Source organism: Archangium lansingense, from assembly GCF_026626635.1.
In the GTDB taxonomy this organism is placed as follows: domain Bacteria; phylum Myxococcota; class Myxococcia; order Myxococcales; family Myxococcaceae; genus Archangium; species Archangium lansingense.
The window spans coordinates 7910875-7927029 of the sequence record NZ_JAPNKA010000001.1; the positions used below are offsets into that span (position 1 = coordinate 7910875).

Here is a 16155-nt window from a genome sequence, read left to right on the forward strand (position 1 = left end):
GGACTGCTCACTCCTTCCGGGTGGCCCGTTGGCGCTGACGCCGAAGAACCTCGACCTGACGCCGGGCCCGGTCCTGGGCGCTCTCGATGGAGACGCGCGCCGAGGGGGCCTCACTCAGCCAGGTGGCCAGCGAGGCAATGGTGGGATGTTCCAGCAGCTTCACCAGCTGCAGCTCTGGGTGGTCCGCCTTCAGCCGGTGGTGCACCTGCACCATCTGCAACGAGTGGCCGCCCAGATCGAAAAAGCTGTCGTGAATGCCTACGCGCTCCAGGCGGAGGACCTCTCGCCACACGGCGGCGATGTGCTCCTCCAACTGCCCGCGAGGGGCCACATAGGTGGTGGCCGTGTCGCGCCTCGCCTCGGAGGGAGCGGGCAGCGCCTTGCGGTCCACCTTCCCATTGGGCGTCAGCGGCAGCCGCTCCAGCGCAACGAAGAGCGACGGCACCATGTGCTCGGGCAGGTGCTTCTGGAGGAAGGCGCGCAGCGCGGCGGCCTCTGGAGCCGCCTCCGCCGAGGGCACCACGTAGGCCACGAGCGTCGTGTCCCCGGGCGTGTCCTCGCGCGCCACGACCACGGCCTCGCGCACGCCGGGATGGCGAGTCAGCGCCGTCTCCACCTCGCCCGTCTCGATGCGGAAGCCGCGCACCTTGACCTGGTGGTCCACACGGCCCAGGAACTCCACCGTCCCGTCGGCGCGCCACCGCGCCAGGTCGCCCGTGCGGTACATGCGCGCACCGGACTCACGGCTGAAGGGGTCCGGCAGGAAGCGCTCCGCAGTGAGCTCCGGCCGCTCATGGTAGCCACGCGTCACACCGCCGCCCGCGAGGTACAGCTCCCCGGGCACGCCCACGGGGACGGGCTGGAGGGACGGGTTCAGCACGTACATCCGCGTGCGGGCGATGGGCCGGCCGATGGGCACCGGACCGGTCGTCTCCTGCACCTCGTGCGTGGAGGACCAGACAGTGGTCTCGGTGGGGCCGTACATGTTCAGGAGCCCGCCCGGGACAGCCTGACGGAGAGTACCCGCCAGCGGGGTGGGCAGGGCCTCGCCACCCACCAGCAGCCGGCGCAGGCCGGACATTGCCTCCACGGTCTCCGCGTCGAGCGTGAGCGCCCGGGCATGAGAAGGCGTGCACTGCAGGTGGGTGATGCGGTGCCGGCGGAGCTGCTCGGGCAGCGAGGGCACATCACCACTGCGACGGCCATCCCGCTCCGTGAGCCGGCGGAGTTGGTCCAGGGCAGGCAGACTCTCCAGCACCGCGTCGGAGTCGATGCCGAAGTCGATGAGACAGCCGAGCTCGTCCACGCCCAGCTCGCGCACCCGCTCCACCATTTCGCGGCAGCCACGCGGCGTACCGAAGAGACCACTCGTCTCGAAGTAGCGCTCGAAGGCGTGCGCGACGATCCGGTCGAGGTCCGCCGGCCGCAGCGAGCGGGCATCCACGTCCATCCCCAGGCTGCGCCCGATGCCCGTCATCAGGTCCAGCGAGCTGCGCAGGTACGCCTTGAAGGGGGCCTCGACCCGGGCCTTCACGCGCTCCAGGTCGGGGTCCACGTACGTGTGCAGCATGAGGGTGACGTGGCCCTGGCCAGGACGGCCGCTGGCACGCCAGGCCTCGCGGTAGAGGGCAATCTTCCCGCCCAGCTCCTCCAGGCTCTGGCCCAACAGGTGGGTGAGGACGTAGGCACCGGCCGCGCCCGCGGAACGGAACGTCTCCGGATTGCCGGCGGCCGTGAGCCACACGGGCAGCTCGCGCTGAACAGGCTGGGGCCGCAGCCGCACCTCCACCGGCGTGCCGGCGCCGCCCGGGTAGCTCACCGTCTCGCCGCGCCAGAGCCGGCGGATGACGTCCAGGCCCTCCATCATCACCTCCTTGCGCCTGGCGTAGCGCTCGGGGGCGAAGACGAAGTCGTCCGCGTGCCAGCCGGAGGCGATGGACAGGCCCACGCGTCCGCGCGAGAGGTTGTCCACCACGGCCCACTCCTCGGCCACGCGCACGGGGTGGTGCAGGGGCAGCACGACGCTGCCCGCGCGGATGCTCACGCGCTCCGTGATGGCAGCCACGGCCGCGCCGGTGACGGAAGGATTGGGGTAGAGGCCGCCGAAGGCATGGAAGTGGCGCTCCGGCGTCCAGATGGCCGAGAAGCCGTTGCGGTCCGCGAACCGGGCGCCCTCCATCAGCAGGCGGTAGCGATCACGGCCCTGCTGCTCCGAGTCATCCGCGAAATAGAAGAGGCTGAAGTCCAGGGGCTTCGCGGCAGCGCTCGTCTTGCGGCGCCGGGCGCGCAGGGCCGCGGCATCGTCCCCCTGGAGAACGACCTTGAAGCCGCGCGTGAGCGTCCACAGCAGCTCCAGCACGGAGATGTCGAAGGAGATGCTGGTGAGTGCCAGCCACGAGCCCTCGGGCGTATCACCCAGCCGCTGGTCCATGGCGGCGAAGAACCGGGTGACGGTCTCGTGAGGCACCATCACGCCCTTGGGCCTACCGGTGGAGCCCGAGGTGTAGATGACGTAAGCGACACTGGAGGGCGACGCGGCGCGACCAGCAACCTCCTGCGTGGGCCCAGCCTCCAGGGCGTCCACCCGCACCTCTGTCACGTCCGGTCCAGCGAGCGCGCCGGCCAGATGCGACTGGGTGACGAGCACCCGCGCTCCGCAGTCCCGCAGCATGTACAGCAGGCGCTCGCGGGGGTAGTCCGGATCCAGCGGCACATAGGCGCCCCCGGCCTCGAGGACGCCGAGCAGCGACACCACCGTGTCCACGGAGCGCTCCACGCTGATGCCCACGCGTGTCTCTGGACCCACCCCCAGCGCGCGCAGCCGGACGGCGAGCGCCCTGACACGGTCGCGCAGCTGCGCGTACGTGAGCGACTCGTCTTCGTGGACCACGGCAATGGCGTCGGGCGTCTTCGCCGCTTGGGCGGAGAACTGCTCGTGGATGCACGCCGCGGCGCCCTGGCTGTCCGTGAGGTCGTTCCAGCCCTCCAGCACCTGCTGCCGCTCGGGGCCAGTCAGCAGGGGGAGTGCGTCCACGCGGAGCCCGGGCGCATCCACCACACCACGGAGCAGCACCTCGAGGTGCCCCGCCAGGCGGCGAATGGTGGCCTCCTCGAAGAGGTCCGTCCGGAACTCCAGCGCGCCAGCGAGTCCCTCGGGGCCCTCGGCGAATACCAGTGAGAGGTCGAACTTGGACGTCCCCGCCACGGCTCCGTCGGGCGTGGAGAGCTCCGGACGCCAACGCATGTGCGGCACGTCGGTGTTCACCACCGGCAAGCTCTCCAGCATGAAGCTCGTCTGGACGAGCGGGCTTCCATCCCCGGAGCGGGAGGCATTCGTCGCGGCGACAACCTCCTCGAAGGGCAGCTCCCCGTGCGTAAGCGCCTCACGCACCTGCTCTCGGACCCGCCGCAGCAGCTCGAGGAACGTAGGCCCGTCGGACAGGTCGCAGCGGATGACGAGCGTGTTCGCCAGGAACCCGACGAGCTCCCTCACCGCCGTGCGCTCGCGGTGGGCCGCGACGGTGCCTACGCCGAAGTCCGCCTGGCCCGAGTAGCGGTGCAGAAGCGTCGCGTAGGCGGTCAGCAGGGTGACGTAGAGCGTGCACCCCTCGCGTCGGCCGAGGGCGCGGAGCGCGTCCGTCAGAGCGCGTGGCAACTGGAACGTGACGGTGGCACCGCGCGAGCCCTGCTCCCGCGACCGGGCGTGGTCCGTCGGCAGTTCCAGACGGGGCAGCCCCTGGAGGCTACGAGCCCAGAAGGCACGCTGAGCGGTGAGGGTCGGAACGAGCGCCCGCTGCCAACGTGCATAGTCCACGTACTGGAGCGCAGGGGGCGACAGCGGCTCCCCTGCCCCACGCGCGAAGGCGCCATAGAGCGCGGCAAGCTCCTGGGCCAGCACGCCGATGGACCACCCATCCGTGATGATGTGGTGCTGGGTGAGCAGCAGCACATGCTCCGAGTCCCCGAGCCGCACCAGGTCCGCGTGAAAGAGCGGGCCCTCGGTGAGCGAGAACGGCGTCCGCCCGCGAGCCAGGGCGAACTCCCGCAGCGCCTGCTCCCGCTCGGAGGACGGCCCTGACGCCAGGTCCTGCCGGCCCAGCGGCAGCGAGGCGGCGGGAAGCACGCGCTGACGAGGCTCGCCATCCACCTCGGGGAAGATGGTGCGGAGGATGGCATGGCGACGCACCAGCGCATCCAGGGCCCGCTCCAGCGCGCCCGCGTCCAGGGGGCCCTCCATCCGCAGCCCGAACTGGACGTTGTAGAGCGGAACGCCCGGCATGAGCCGATCGAGGAACCACAGCCGGAACTGGCCTGAAGACAGAAGCAGGTCCCCGTCGAGCGAGGCCGCATGCAGCGCCGGGCCTTCCTGCACGGTACCCAACCGCGACCGCTCCCACGCGGCCAGCAGCGCATCGGACACCGCCTCCAGCGTCGGGTGCTCCCAGAGGAACGTGGCCGGCACCGGAGTACCGAGCGACGCCTCCAGGCGCGCCTGCAGCTCCATCATCGCCAGCGAGTCCAGTCCCAGCCCGGCCAGAGGCAGGGTCCGCGACAGGCTCGCTGGCGTGGTACGGCTCGCACGAGCCACCTCGGCGCGAACGAAGTCCTCCACCCTCCCCCGCCGCTCGCCTTCGGACAGGGCGGGCAGCACGTCGCGCAGCGGGGCCAACGACTCGCCACCGACCTCCGCGGCGCGCTCCGCCCCAGCGACGACAGTCTGCTCCACCACGTCCAGCGTGCCCTGGAGAAACGCCTCGCGGCAGGCACGGCGCTGGATCTTCCCGCTGGACGTCTTGGGAATCGTGCGCGGCTGCAGCAGGACGACGGCGTGCACGTGCGCTGAATGCTCATCGGCGATGGCGCGGCGGATGGCCTCGGCGACGCCTTCCGTCCCGGTGGCGCTCCCGCGGGTGTCCACCTCGGCCACCAGCACCAGGCGCTCCTCGCCCTCCACATCCACGGAGAAGGAGGCGGAGCAGCCCGCGCGCACGGCCGAATGCGCGCGCTCGGAGGTGAACTCCACGTCCTGCGGGTAGAGGTTGCGCCCGCGCAGGATGATGAGGTCCTTCAGGCGGCCAGTGATGTAGAGCTCGCCGTCCAGGAGGAAGCCCAGGTCTCCGGTGCGCAGCCAGGGCCCGCTCCCGTCCTCCAGACGGGTACCGAAGGCGCGCTCGCTCTCCTCTGGGCGATTCCAGTAGCCGCCGGCCACGCTCGGGCCCGCCACCCAGATCTCCCCCACCTCGCCGGGGGCGCAGGCCGTGCGCGTCTCCGGGCGCAGGATGCGCAGCTGCTGATCCTCCGCGCTCCGGCCCACGGAGACGAGGACACGCGCGTTCTCATCCCCTGGGGCCACCTGCCGAGCCTGGTCGCGCCCCAGCGCCTCGACATCCACGGGCAACTCCCGGACGCCCGTCATGGCGGTGCCGCCCGTAACGATGAGCGTCGCCTCCGCCAGTCCATAGCAGGGGTAGAACGCCTGCGGCCGGAAGCCACGGGGCGCGAACGTCTCCGCGAAGCGACGCAGCGTCTCCACGCGCGTCGGCTCGGCGCCGTTGAAGGCGACCGTCCAGCAGCTCAGGTCCAGGCGCTCCAGGACGTCGGGCGTGACCTTCCGGACGCACAGGTCATACGCGAAGTTGGGACCGCCGCTCGTCGTGGCGCGGTAGTGAGACACCGCCTCCAGCCAGCGCAGGGGGCGCTGCAGGAAGGCAATGGGCGACATCAGCGTGCACGGAAAGCCCAGGTACAGCGGCTGGATCACGTTGCCGATGAGCCCCATGTCATGGAACACCGGCAGCCAGCCCATGCCCACCGAGTACTGGTCGTGCCCAAAGCCACGGCGGATGAGCCGCTCGTTGTGCAGGATGTTGGCGTGGCTGAGCATCACGCCCTTGGGCGTGCCCGTCGAGCCAGAGGTGTACTGAAGGAAGGCGAGCGTGTCGGCGCGCAGGTCCGGCCGGCGCCAGGCATCCGCCCGCATGTCGTCGGGCACGTCGGTGGCGAGCCACGTGAGCGCGCCCAGCTCCGGCGCCTGAGGCAGCATCACCTCCGCCATCTCCCGCAGGAAGGACGTCGTCAGCACATAACGAGCGCCGCAGTCCTGCGCGATGGCGCGAAGCCGGGGCAGCGTGCGATCCAGCCGACCCGGATCCGGCGGGTACACGGGCACGGCCACCACGCCCGCGTAGAGGCAGCCCATGAACGCCGACACGAACTCCAGCCCCGGCGGGAACAGGAGCAACGCCCGCTCCCCCTTTGCCCCCGCCTCCTGCAGCAGGCCGCCGATGCCTCGGGCCAGCTGGTCCACGTGGCCGAACGTCCACTCCTGACTCGGGCCCTCTATGTCCCCGGTCTCGAGGAACCGGTAGAGCAGCGCGTCCTTCTGCTGGTCCGCACGGAACCGCAGCACGTCAACGAGGGTCGCGAACGAATCGGGCTCGGGGCTGGAGGCGCGCATCACGACGGCTCGAACGGGTAGACGAATCCCTGGGAGACGGCCGGCAGCGCCGCTCCTCGGTGACGGGGTGAAGACCTGTGGATGTCGGTGTCAACGCCAGACAACTGCAACGGTGCACAGTTGCCACCGGCGAGCACGTTGCTCCCCGGCCAGGTTGTGAGGATGTCGTTGAACACCGGGAGGTGGACCCCTCCCCGGAAACGGAACATCAAGGCAAACACTTCAACCTGATAAACCAGCTAATGCGGAACTGTCAATACTTACTGGAAACACTGGACCGCGTCTGGCTGCGACGGCGTGGCGTCACTCAAGGCTCGAGAGTACGCCACCCCCTTTGTCACGCGCGTCTCGACGCGCGCTGACCTCACAGGAAGAACAGGTACTGATCGATACCGTAGGTGAAGTACACCGCGCCGGCGAAGGCGAGCCCCGCGGTGGCGTACTCGAGCACCGGGGAAGTGCGCTCCCGAGCCAGCAGCAGCAGCGCCAGCGGAACCAGGCAGTAGCGCTGCTCGATGAGCCAGGACGGCGTGAGGATGAGGAGCGTCAGCGGGAAGATGAGCAGGAAGCGCGGCTGCACCAGCTTCGTCTTCAGCAGGAGTAGACAGGAGAGCAACACCGGGATGAAGAACAGAATCTTGGAGAGGGCGCTCTGCGTTGCCAGGTGCAGCAACTGGTTCCGCAAGAAGGGAGCCTGCCCCACGTACTTCGCATCGTCGGAGTAGCGGAAAGCCTCTACGTTCAACTGGTTGTAGGGGTGGTCGTTCACGAACGTGAGCATGAACACCCCGAACAGCAGCAGCGACAGCCCCAGCACCCACTTGTCACCCAGGCTCGCCAGGGCGGAGCGCAAGGAGGCCAGGTGGGTGGGAAGCGACAGGAAGAAGTAGAGGAAGAGGAACAGGTAGACGTTGCCCAACGTGAACTTGAGCGGATGCGCCGAGCGATCCCCCACGGCCACCCCTCCGTTGACGACGACGAAGACAGCGAACGCCGCGAGTCCGATCACGAAGAGGAGGTGCTGGCGCAGGAACGACACCACCCGCTCCCGGGACAACGTGGGGCCATGATCTTCCAGGTAGGCCAGCCCGAGCACGAACACCAGGCAGATGATGTTGGTCTGCCGGACCAGCACGGAGAGGATGGCAACGGCGGCCGCGGCCTTCCGGCGCTGGCGCAGCACCAGCAGCACGGAGAGCAGGACGAGCAGCAGCGAGAACCCGTCCGTGTACAGCAGGAACAAGAACGGGAACAGGATGGGCAGGAAGGCGAACTGGAGCGTGGCCACCGCGGCGAACCGGGGGGTGAGCTGACGCACGATCAAGTAGAAGATGGGGATGACTGGCAGGCTGATGAGCGAGCTCAGCGAGCGGATCGCCGTGGAGCTCCGAGCGCCCGTCAGCCCGGCAAGCAGCACGAGCACCGCGTGATAGCCTGGGAACATGGTCAGTCCCTTGGCGATCTCCAGCTTGCCTCCCGCCACGGTCACGATCTGCAGGCCGTGCAGCCCTTCGTCCGCAGCCACCTCCCCTTGGTGCAGGCGCAGGAAGGCCCAGATACACGTCAGGGTGATGACAGCTGCCGCGGTGTATGTCTCGGCGCGAGAGCCGAGCCACGAGGTGACCAGGGGCGGTTGCGCCACCTCCGGTGCAGGCTGGAGGGCGCCAGCGGGGGCCCGATCGGTGTCCATCATGGGCTACGACTGTAGTACAGACACAGGAAAACTTGCTATTAAAGAACGCTTGGAACTCCGCTGAATAGTCAGATTTCCATTCCAGCCGGTTTATTTTATAAAACGTGACAAACCGGCCTAATTAGCTAACTATAATATTCGCGTGAGTACGATCACCGTCAGCGTCGTCATCCCTGCTTACAACGAAGGCGAGCGGCTTCCTCCTTATTTGGGGCAGCTCGTGCAGGAAGGCATCAGGAACCCCTCTCCGGCGGTGGAAATCATCGTCTCGGACGATGGAAGCAAGCCGGAGCATGCGGAGCGGCATCGCGCCTGCGTGGCGGCTGCCCAGTCGATGCTGTCACGCGCCGGGTCTCCGCACCGCGTCTCCTACGTGGCTGCCGAGCGCAATGGCGGTAAGGGCTCGGCCATCCGGCGCGGCTGGCGGAATGTAGCTCCCGAGACAACATGGTTGGCGTTCGTGGACGCCGATGGCTCCGTGGGAGCGGTGGACTTCTTCCGGCTGGCCGCGCTGGCGGCTTCGTCCTCGGACGTGGACGTGCTGGCCGGGTCGCGCATCCTCATGGCGGGCCGCCAGGTGAAGCGCAACCTCTTCCGCCACCTCCAGGGCCGGGTCTTCGCCACCTTCACGGATCTGCAGTTCCAGCTCCATTATTACGACACCCAATGCGGGGTGAAGTTCTTCCGCGCCTCGCTGCTGCGCCCGCTGCTGCCGGTATTGAAGGAGGAGCGCTGGCTGCTGGACGTGGAGCTGCTGGCGTTGATGAAGCGGCACAATGCTCGCGCCCTCGAGGTCCCCATCGACTGGGCGGAGGTCGAAGGCTCCAAGATCGTCCCCGGCATGGACGCCCTGCGCATGTTCTGGGGTCTGACGCAGCTGAAGCACCGGCTGGCTCGCCTGCCGGATGTGGCCCTCACCCCAGAGGTGGGCGGAGAAACGGTGCAGCTCCCAGTGCGAGAGGAGGCCCCCCCGTCCTCCGAGGCCCCTCGCCAGAAGCAGGCCTCGTAGGGTTAGCAGCGCCCTCCGCTCCTCTTAGGACAGCGTTGGCGCACCGCACCTTCCGACCGCGAGCTGTTCCAACTGGTCCGACCATCGGACCAGTTGCGCGAGTTCGAGCCCGGAAGCCGCTCTTCTCTTCGCATCGTGCTCAGCGCATCCCTACCCCGCGCCCAGCGGAGAAGCGGAGGGCTCGGCAGGCGCGGAGGGCTCGGGAGCCGCATCCTCAACGCGGCGCAGGCTCGCGGAGAGGGCCCCGAGCGAGACGAACAGGAACGTGCCGAACCCCAGCACCGCGAAGAGCAGCGCGATGCCGCGTCCCTGCCCCACTCCGATGAGCTGCCCGGCACTGGCGGCCAGCGTTCCCCCAGGCGCCATCCAGGGCTCGAAGAGGCTATCCGCCAGAGGGCCCGCCAGCAGATACGCCACGGGCACCGATGCTCCCGACACCGCCGAGTGCACCGCCATCACGCGCCCATGGATGTCCGTGGGCACGAGCCGCTGCCAGATGGACTGATCGCAGGCGGTGATGAGGGGCACGGAGAGCAACACGCCGAAAGCCCCAGCCGCCACCAGGGGCGCCGAAGCCTGAAGCGAGCCAACGAGCAAGAAGACGCCCTGGAGCAGCAGGAAGCCCAACACCCCGTGGATGCGCCGCTGGGGGCCGCCCCAGGCCATCATGGCGACGCTGCCCACCACCATGCCCATGCCTCCCACGAACAGGACGATGGACAGCACCTGCACGCTGGCGAAGGACAGCATGAGCGGGGTGATGAGCACCTGGACCATGCCCAGGTTGAAGCTCATCGCGGTGATGAGCAGCAGCAGGATCAGCAGCCCCCGGCGGGCGCGGATGTAGCTCCAGCCCTCGGCGGCGTCCCGAAGGAAGAGGAGCGGGTCGGACGAATGGTGTCCCGTGGGCGCGCCGACCAGGGGCAGCCGCACGGCGCTGAGCACGGCGACGGCGAACAGGAAGCTGCTGATGTCGATGACCAGGATGCCGAGGACCTCGATGTGCGGCATGAGGAAGCCGGCCAGCAGCGGCGCCACGAGGTAGCCCAGCGCGACTCCGAGCTGCGCGAGCCCGTTGGCCTTCCCCAGCTCCTCGGGCGGCACCAGCACGGCCGTCACCTTGCTGAAGGCCGGCAGGTGGATGGCGTTGAAGGTCGCTCCAATCGCCACCAGGCCGATAATGGCCAGGACCTCCAGCAGTCCGGTGCCGAAGAGCAGCGCAATGGCCAGCGAGCAGACGCCGGCACCGACATGGCCGGCGATGAGCACGGAGCGCAGGTCCCTGCGGTCCACGAACCCGCCCATCAGCGGCGCGAAGATGACACGCGGGGCCAGGTTGGCCAGCGCCACCAGCGAGTACATCATCGTCGACTGGGTGCGCTGATACACCCAGACGCCCAGGCCGAACGCGGTGAGCTGCGAACCAACGAGCGACACCGTCTGGGCGATCCAGAGCAGCAGGAAACGGCGGGAATGGCCGGCGGGCCCGGTCATGCGAGTTCTTCCAGGGTGGGGGCGCTCCGCGGCGAATGCGTCGACGCGTGTCTCCAACACCGAGCCCGCTTCATCTCACAAAAAAGGAAGGCCCGGAAGCCCCAGACACTCGCAGATACCCGAGAATCTGCGGTAGAGAGATGGCTCCCCCTGGCCGCCGGAGAGCAACGCGAGTCATGTCAGTGGAAGTCCCCAGGCCAGAAGCGTCCCCCGAGCAGGTGAACTGGATGTTCCGGCTGGCGGTGCTGGCCACCTTCACCTGCACCTGGTTCGTCATCAACGGCTACCGCTTCGGAATCATCGACCACAGCATCCACCTGGGCTTTCTGCTGCGGGAGTTGGACCCCACGCTGCTGAAGGGGGATCCACTCATCGAGGCCGCCGCCAACCACCCGAGCCTCTTCTGGACGCTGCAGGTGCCGCTGCTGCGCTGGGTGTCCGTGGAGGTGCTGTACCTCGTCGTCCACGTCATCTCGGTGGTCCTGGTGCTGGCGGGCACCGCGACCCTCGCCCGGACCCTCTATCCGGGTCGGCATTCGGAGTGGGTGGCGACGCTCGCCATGCTGGCGGTGCTGATTCCCCGGAACTACGCCGGCATCCCCATGATGGACGAGCTGGTGCTCAACCGCACCGTGTCGCTCGGGCCTCTGCTGTTCGCGCTGGTACTGGGGGTGAAGCGCCGCTACGCCGCCGCCTTCCTGCTGACAGGCGTGGTCTTCCTCATCCACCCCACCACCGCCATCCACGCGGCCATCCTGCTGTGGTTCGCCGCGCTCTTCGACCGGGAGCGCCGCCGGGCAGTGGTGACCGGGCCGCTGCTGTGCATGCTCGCCGCCTCGCCGCTGCTGGTGCCCATGCTGCGTCACGGAGCCGCCTCCGGGGTGCCCTTCCCTCCTCCCGAGGAGTGGGTGCTGCTGACGCGGATCCTGGTGAGCTGGCACCACTACCCGCGCGACTGGTCGTCCCAGGTGTGGATGCAGTTGCTGGTGCCATCGGTGGTGCTGACCCTGGCCCTGCGCGCGCGCCGCAACCGCCCGGTGGAGGCCTACCTGTGCGGCGTGGTCTTCGCCTGTGTCCTGGGGTTCGTCGGGACGGAGGTGCTGCACTTTCCCACGGCCCTGCACCTGCACCTGCAGGAAGTGCTGCGCTTCGTCCCCTACTTCACGGCCGTCTGCGGCGCGGCGTGGGTGCTGGAGACCTGGCCCGCCCCCGGCGAGCGCAAGCTGCCCGGACTGGCGGCCGCGCTGCTCTACCTCGGCTTCGCCTCCATCCAGGTGGAGCTGGCCTTCGTGGCCATGGCGGCGCTCCTCTTCGTGCGGCCCGCCGCTCGCGAGCCGCCGCGGCCCCTGCGCCTGCGGTGGCTCGTGGGGCTGGGGGTGATCGCGGCCCCGCTCGTCTTCGCCATCCGTGTCTACGGCTACAAGGTGCCGCCCAACTTCCTGCCCCGCGTGGACATGTACAAGGGGGCGCGGTTGATGGCGTGGTCGAACCAGCACCTGCCGAAGGACGCGATGGTGGTGCTACCTCCCTTCTTCCATGAATGGGACCTGGCCTTCCGCTATGGCGCCCGGCGCGCCACCTTCACCACCTTCAAGGACGGGGCGGAGGGCTCCTTCAGCCTGGCCTTCATGCAGGACTGGAAGCAGCGCATGGAAGCGCTCTGCGGGTGCCAGCCCTTCGAGTCGCTCGCCACGAGGACGGACGAGCCCTGGTATCCGCGGGTGCTCGCGATGCACGAGGTGCTCAAGCAGGGCTACCGGTCCGCGGACGCCACACGCCTGCGCGAGCTGGGGGCACGCTACGGCGCCACCCACGTGGTGTTCGAGGCGACGGACAAGGAGCACCCCGAGTTCCCCCTGCTGTACGCCGACGACGAGTTCAGGCTCTACCGCCTCACTCCCTGAGTGGGAAAAGCCCACCCCCCCACGCTGGTCCTGCCTCGCCCTCGCTGATACATTCTCATGAAATACATGGTTTACGAGAAGAGACGAGACCAGGGAGCGCCCTCATGCGCCTGAGGGTGGACCTCTACGAGGGCGCGCGCATCGCGCTCTTCTCCCTGGGAGCCAACCGCCTGCGCACGGGGCTCACCACCCTGGGCATCGGGATTGGCGTGGCCACGCTGCTCGCCATCGTGGGCATCATCCAAGGCCTCAACAGCTCGTTCGAGCGTCAGCTCGCCTCGCTGGGCCCGCACACGCTGATGGCCTCGCGCTACCCCTGGGTGATGGCGGGCGACTGGTGGGAGTACCGCAAACGCAAGCCCTTCACCCGCGAGCAGATCGAGCAGGTGCGGCTGCACGCCACCTATATCAGCCACATCTCGCCCCACGTGAGGCGCATGTCGGACGTGGCCGCGGACAACGAGCAGGTCTCCAAGGTGGACATCGAGGGCGTCACCCAGGACTACCTGGAGACGACGGCCCTGGAGCTGACGAGCGGGCGCTTCCTCACCCCGGAGGATGATGCGTCGGGGCAGGCGGTGGTGGTGCTCGGCTCGGAGGTGGAGGAGGTCCTCTTCCCGAAGGTCAAGGCGGTGGGGCGCCAGGTGCGGATCGCCGGGCGCTCGTTCCTCGTGGTGGGGACGCTGGCGCGCAAGGGCCGGATGCTGGATCGCAACCAGGATCTGCGGGTGCTCGTGCCCTTCAGCACCTTCGTGGACCGCTTTGGCCAGGCGCGAAGCATGTCCATCTCCATGAAGGTGGGGAAGCCCGAGCACATCAACCAGGCCGAGGAGCAGCTCGTGGGCGTCCTCCGCCGCGCGCGCGGCACGCCGCCCGGGAGCCCGGATGACTTCACCCTCAACCGCCCGGAGATGCTGGCGAACACGTACGCGCAGCTCACCGGAGCGCTCTTTGGCGTCGCAGTGGGCGTGGGCCTCATCTGCCTCCTGGTGGGAGGCATCGGCATCATGAACATCATGCTGGTGTCCGTGCGCGAGCGCACCCGGGAGATCGGCGTCCGCCGGGCGCTGGGAGCCCACAAGCGCACCATCATCCTGCAGTTCCTGATGGAGGCCTCGGCTGTGTCCGCGCTGGGAGGAACGCTGGGCACCGCCGTGGGGTTGGGCGCGGCGCAGGTGGTGTCCCTCTTCAGTCCGCTGGCCGCGGCGATCCAGCCGCTCACGGTGGTCAGCAGCATCATCTTCTCCGCCGTGGTGGGGCTGCTGTTCGGCGTCTGGCCCGCCGCTCGCGCCGCAAACCTGGATCCGGTGGAAGCCCTCCGTTACGAGTAGGCCCTCATGTTCGCCCTGCTGGACAACCTGCGACTCGCGCTCTCCACGCTGCTGGGCAACCCGCTGCGCTCGCTGCTCACCCTGCTGGGCATCGTCATCGGCGTCACCACCGTCATCGTGATGATGGGCCTCATCGAAGGCCTGCAGGTCAAGGTCAACAGCGACCTGGCCCAGCTCGGCTCCAACACCTTCGAGGTGAACAAGTGGCCCCTGGCGCTGGGGCGCTTCGACTGGCACTACTACGCTAGGCGCAAGAACATCACCATGGACGACGTGGACGCCATCCGCGAGTCGTGTCCCTCGGTGTTGCAGGTCTCTGCCAGCCTCCCCCAATGGGGCCAGAAGGTGGCCTCCTCGCTGGCGCAGACCCGGCCCACGGTGGAGATCAAGGGCGCTACGCCCGAGGCGGTGGAGACGAGCTCGCTGACCGTGTCCGAGGGGCGCTTCCTCAACGAGGTGGACCACAAGGAGGGGCGCTACGTGGCCGTGCTGGGGGTGGACGTGGCGGAGGCGCTCTTCCCCCAGAAGACGGACGCGCTCGGGCGCACGGTGCGCATCCAGAACCGTCCCTTCACCGTCATCGGCCTGCTGCAGCGGCGCGGCAGCTACCTGGGCCTGATGAGCATGGACAACATCGTCTACATCCCCATGAGCACCTTCCAGACGCTCTACGGCAAGGGGCGCTCGCTGGACGTGAAGGTGCAGGCCCAGTCCGCGGAGCTGATGAGCCGCGCGCAGGACGAGGTGACGGTGCTCATGCGGCGGCGGCGCGCCGTGCCCGAGGGCCAGCCCGCCGACTTCGACATTCACACCAACGAGTCGATGACGCGGATGGTGAACGAGCTGTCCACCGTCATCCGCGCCGCCAGCTTCGGCGTGTGCCTGCTATCGCTGGTGGTGGGAGGAATTGGCATCCTCAACATCATGCTGGTGTCCGTCATGGAGCGGACCCGCGAGATTGGCGTGCGCAAGGCCCTGGGCGCCAAGCGGCGGCGCATCCTGGGCCAGTTCGCCACCGAGGCCATGGCGCTCGCGCTGGTGGGTGGCGTGCTCGGCGTGGGGCTGGGCTACGGTCTGGCCGTGCTGGCGAAGTGGGTGATCGGCATCCCGGTGGTGGTGCCCACCTGGGCCGTGGTGCTCTCACTGGTGATGAGCTCGGGGGTGGGCCTGCTGTTCGGCATCTACCCCGCGGCGCGTGCGGCCCGGTTGGATCCGGTGGAGGCCATGCGCGCGGAGTGAGCCGCTCAGGAGCACACGCGGTTGCGGCCCGCGGCCTTCGCCTCGTACAGCTTCGCGTCCGCCGCCCGCTTCAGGTCCTCCAGGTCCCGGTGCTCCGGCGCTAGCACCGCCACCCCCAGGGAGATCGTCACGGGGATCACGTTCTTGTCGAACTCGAAGCGCTGCTTCTCCACCAACTTGCGCGCCTTGTCCGCCAGCAGCACCGAGCCCGCTTCGTCTATCTCCGGCAGCAGCATCCCGAACTCCTCCCCGCCGTACCTCGCGAAGACGTCCTCCCGCCGGATCTTCGTCCGCAGCGCCGACGCCAGCTGCTTCAGCACGTAGTCCCCCGCCAGGTGCCCGTACCGATCGTTCACCTGCTTGAAGTGGTCCACGTCGAACATCACCAGCGCCAGGCTCCGCTCGTACCTCCGAGACCTCGAGACCTCTCGCTCCAGCGCCTCCTCGAAGTAGCGCCGGTTGTAGATCTGCGTCAGCCCGTCCATCGTCGTCAGCCGGTAGATCTCATCGTGGTACGCCGCCTCGATGTTCCCGCCCGCGATGAACTTGAAGATCGTCCGCCCGATCTTCACCAGGTCCCCGTTGCGCAGCGCCTTCTCGCCCTGCACCGGCTCGTCGTTCACGAACGTCCCGTTCGTCGACTCGAGGTCCTTGATGAATACCCCGCGCTTCGTGTTCGCGATGCACGCGTGGTTGCGGCTGATGGACTCCTGGTCCACCTGGATCTCCGCCTTCGAGGAGCGCCCAATCAGCGTCTCCTCCTTGCACAGGTCGTACTTCCGGCCCAGCTCCAGGCCGTAGATCACCACGAGCGCCGCGTCTTGATCGACCGGCCGCTCCGAGATCTTCGAGATGACTGTGACGACCGTCTCGTTCTGCGCCATACCAGATAGGACGGTAGCATCCGTAAAACACCGTAAGCCAGCGCAGGGACCAACCCGGGGTGCGTGGCACCCTCACCCTGTCCCTCTCCCGGGGGGAGAGGGGTGGTTTCTCTCAGGTGTTGAGAGAGAGGGGCCTACGTTGAG

8 protein-coding genes are annotated in these 16155 nt (G+C 68.5%); 4 read left to right on the forward strand and 4 right to left on the reverse strand.

The window, feature by feature from the left end; all coding sequences use genetic code 11:
- Positions 1 to 7 precede the first annotated feature (7 nt).
- The gene (locus tag OV287_RS31505; RefSeq protein WP_267537753.1) at positions 8 to 6457 is read right to left on the reverse strand and encodes a MupA/Atu3671 family FMN-dependent luciferase-like monooxygenase; all 6450 of its coding nucleotides are present in this window, start codon (positions 6455 to 6457) and stop codon (positions 8 to 10) included.
- Between the two features lie 364 nt (positions 6458 to 6821).
- Positions 6822 to 8150 carry a Dol-P-Glc:Glc(2)Man(9)GlcNAc(2)-PP-Dol alpha-1,2-glucosyltransferase gene (locus OV287_RS31510; protein WP_267537754.1) on the reverse strand — a complete coding sequence of 443 codons (1329 nt, stop codon included), beginning with the start codon at positions 8148 to 8150 and terminating at the stop codon, positions 6822 to 6824.
- A gap of 142 nt (positions 8151 to 8292) precedes the next feature.
- On the opposite strand from OV287_RS31510, the gene OV287_RS31515 reads away from it, so the two are divergent.
- Entirely contained in the window at positions 8293 to 9159 is an 867-nt protein-coding gene (locus OV287_RS31515) for a dolichyl-phosphate beta-glucosyltransferase (RefSeq protein ID WP_267537755.1), read from the forward strand.
- Positions 9160 to 9309: 150 nt separating this feature from the next.
- Here OV287_RS31515 and OV287_RS31520 read toward each other — a convergent pair whose 3' ends face one another.
- A complete protein-coding gene (locus tag OV287_RS31520; RefSeq protein WP_267537756.1) occupies positions 9310 to 10653 on the reverse strand; it encodes an MFS transporter in 1344 nt (447 codons plus the stop codon).
- A gap of 176 nt (positions 10654 to 10829) precedes the next feature.
- Between OV287_RS31520 and OV287_RS31525 the strand changes: the two genes are divergently transcribed.
- The 3 genes from OV287_RS31525 to OV287_RS31535 all read left to right on the forward strand — a co-directional run bounded on the left by OV287_RS31525 (position 10830) and on the right by OV287_RS31535 (position 15127).
- Complete coding sequence (locus OV287_RS31525) at positions 10830 to 12557, forward strand: DUF6798 domain-containing protein (RefSeq protein ID WP_267537757.1); 1728 nt, start codon at positions 10830 to 10832, stop codon at positions 12555 to 12557.
- A 104-nt stretch (positions 12558 to 12661) separates the two neighbouring features.
- Positions 12662 to 13888 carry an ABC transporter permease gene (locus OV287_RS31530; protein ID WP_267537758.1) on the forward strand — a complete coding sequence of 409 codons (1227 nt, stop codon included), beginning with the start codon at positions 12662 to 12664 and terminating at the stop codon, positions 13886 to 13888.
- A 6-nt stretch (positions 13889 to 13894) separates the two neighbouring features.
- Positions 13895 to 15127 carry an ABC transporter permease gene (locus OV287_RS31535; RefSeq protein ID WP_267537759.1) on the forward strand — a complete coding sequence of 411 codons (1233 nt, stop codon included), beginning with the start codon at positions 13895 to 13897 and terminating at the stop codon, positions 15125 to 15127.
- A 5-nt stretch (positions 15128 to 15132) separates the two neighbouring features.
- Here the strand turns inward: OV287_RS31535 and OV287_RS31540 are convergent, their stop codons facing one another.
- The gene (locus tag OV287_RS31540; RefSeq protein ID WP_267537760.1) at positions 15133 to 16011 is read right to left on the reverse strand and encodes a GGDEF domain-containing protein; all 879 of its coding nucleotides are present in this window, start codon (positions 16009 to 16011) and stop codon (positions 15133 to 15135) included.
- Positions 16012 to 16155: the final 144 nt, after the last annotated feature.

What these genes read in the sequence shown, in the direction of transcription:
- OV287_RS31530 (WP_267537758.1), top strand. Translation starts at nt 12,662, where the DNA reads ATGCGCCTGAGGGTGGACCTCTACGAGGGCGCGCGCATCGCGCTCTTC.
- OV287_RS31525 (WP_267537757.1), top strand. Translation starts at nt 10,830, where the DNA reads ATGTCAGTGGAAGTCCCCAGGCCAGAAGCGTCCCCCGAGCAGGTGAAC.
- OV287_RS31520 (WP_267537756.1), bottom strand. Translation starts at nt 10,653, where the DNA reads ATGACCGGGCCCGCCGGCCATTCCCGCCGTTTCCTGCTGCTCTGGATC.
- OV287_RS31535 (WP_267537759.1), top strand. Translation starts at nt 13,895, where the DNA reads ATGTTCGCCCTGCTGGACAACCTGCGACTCGCGCTCTCCACGCTGCTG.
- OV287_RS31510 (WP_267537754.1), bottom strand. Translation starts at nt 8,150, where the DNA reads ATGATGGACACCGATCGGGCCCCCGCTGGCGCCCTCCAGCCTGCACCG.
- OV287_RS31505 (WP_267537753.1), bottom strand. Translation starts at nt 6,457, where the DNA reads ATGCGCGCCTCCAGCCCCGAGCCCGATTCGTTCGCGACCCTCGTTGAC.
- OV287_RS31540 (WP_267537760.1), bottom strand. Translation starts at nt 16,011, where the DNA reads ATGGCGCAGAACGAGACGGTCGTCACAGTCATCTCGAAGATCTCGGAG.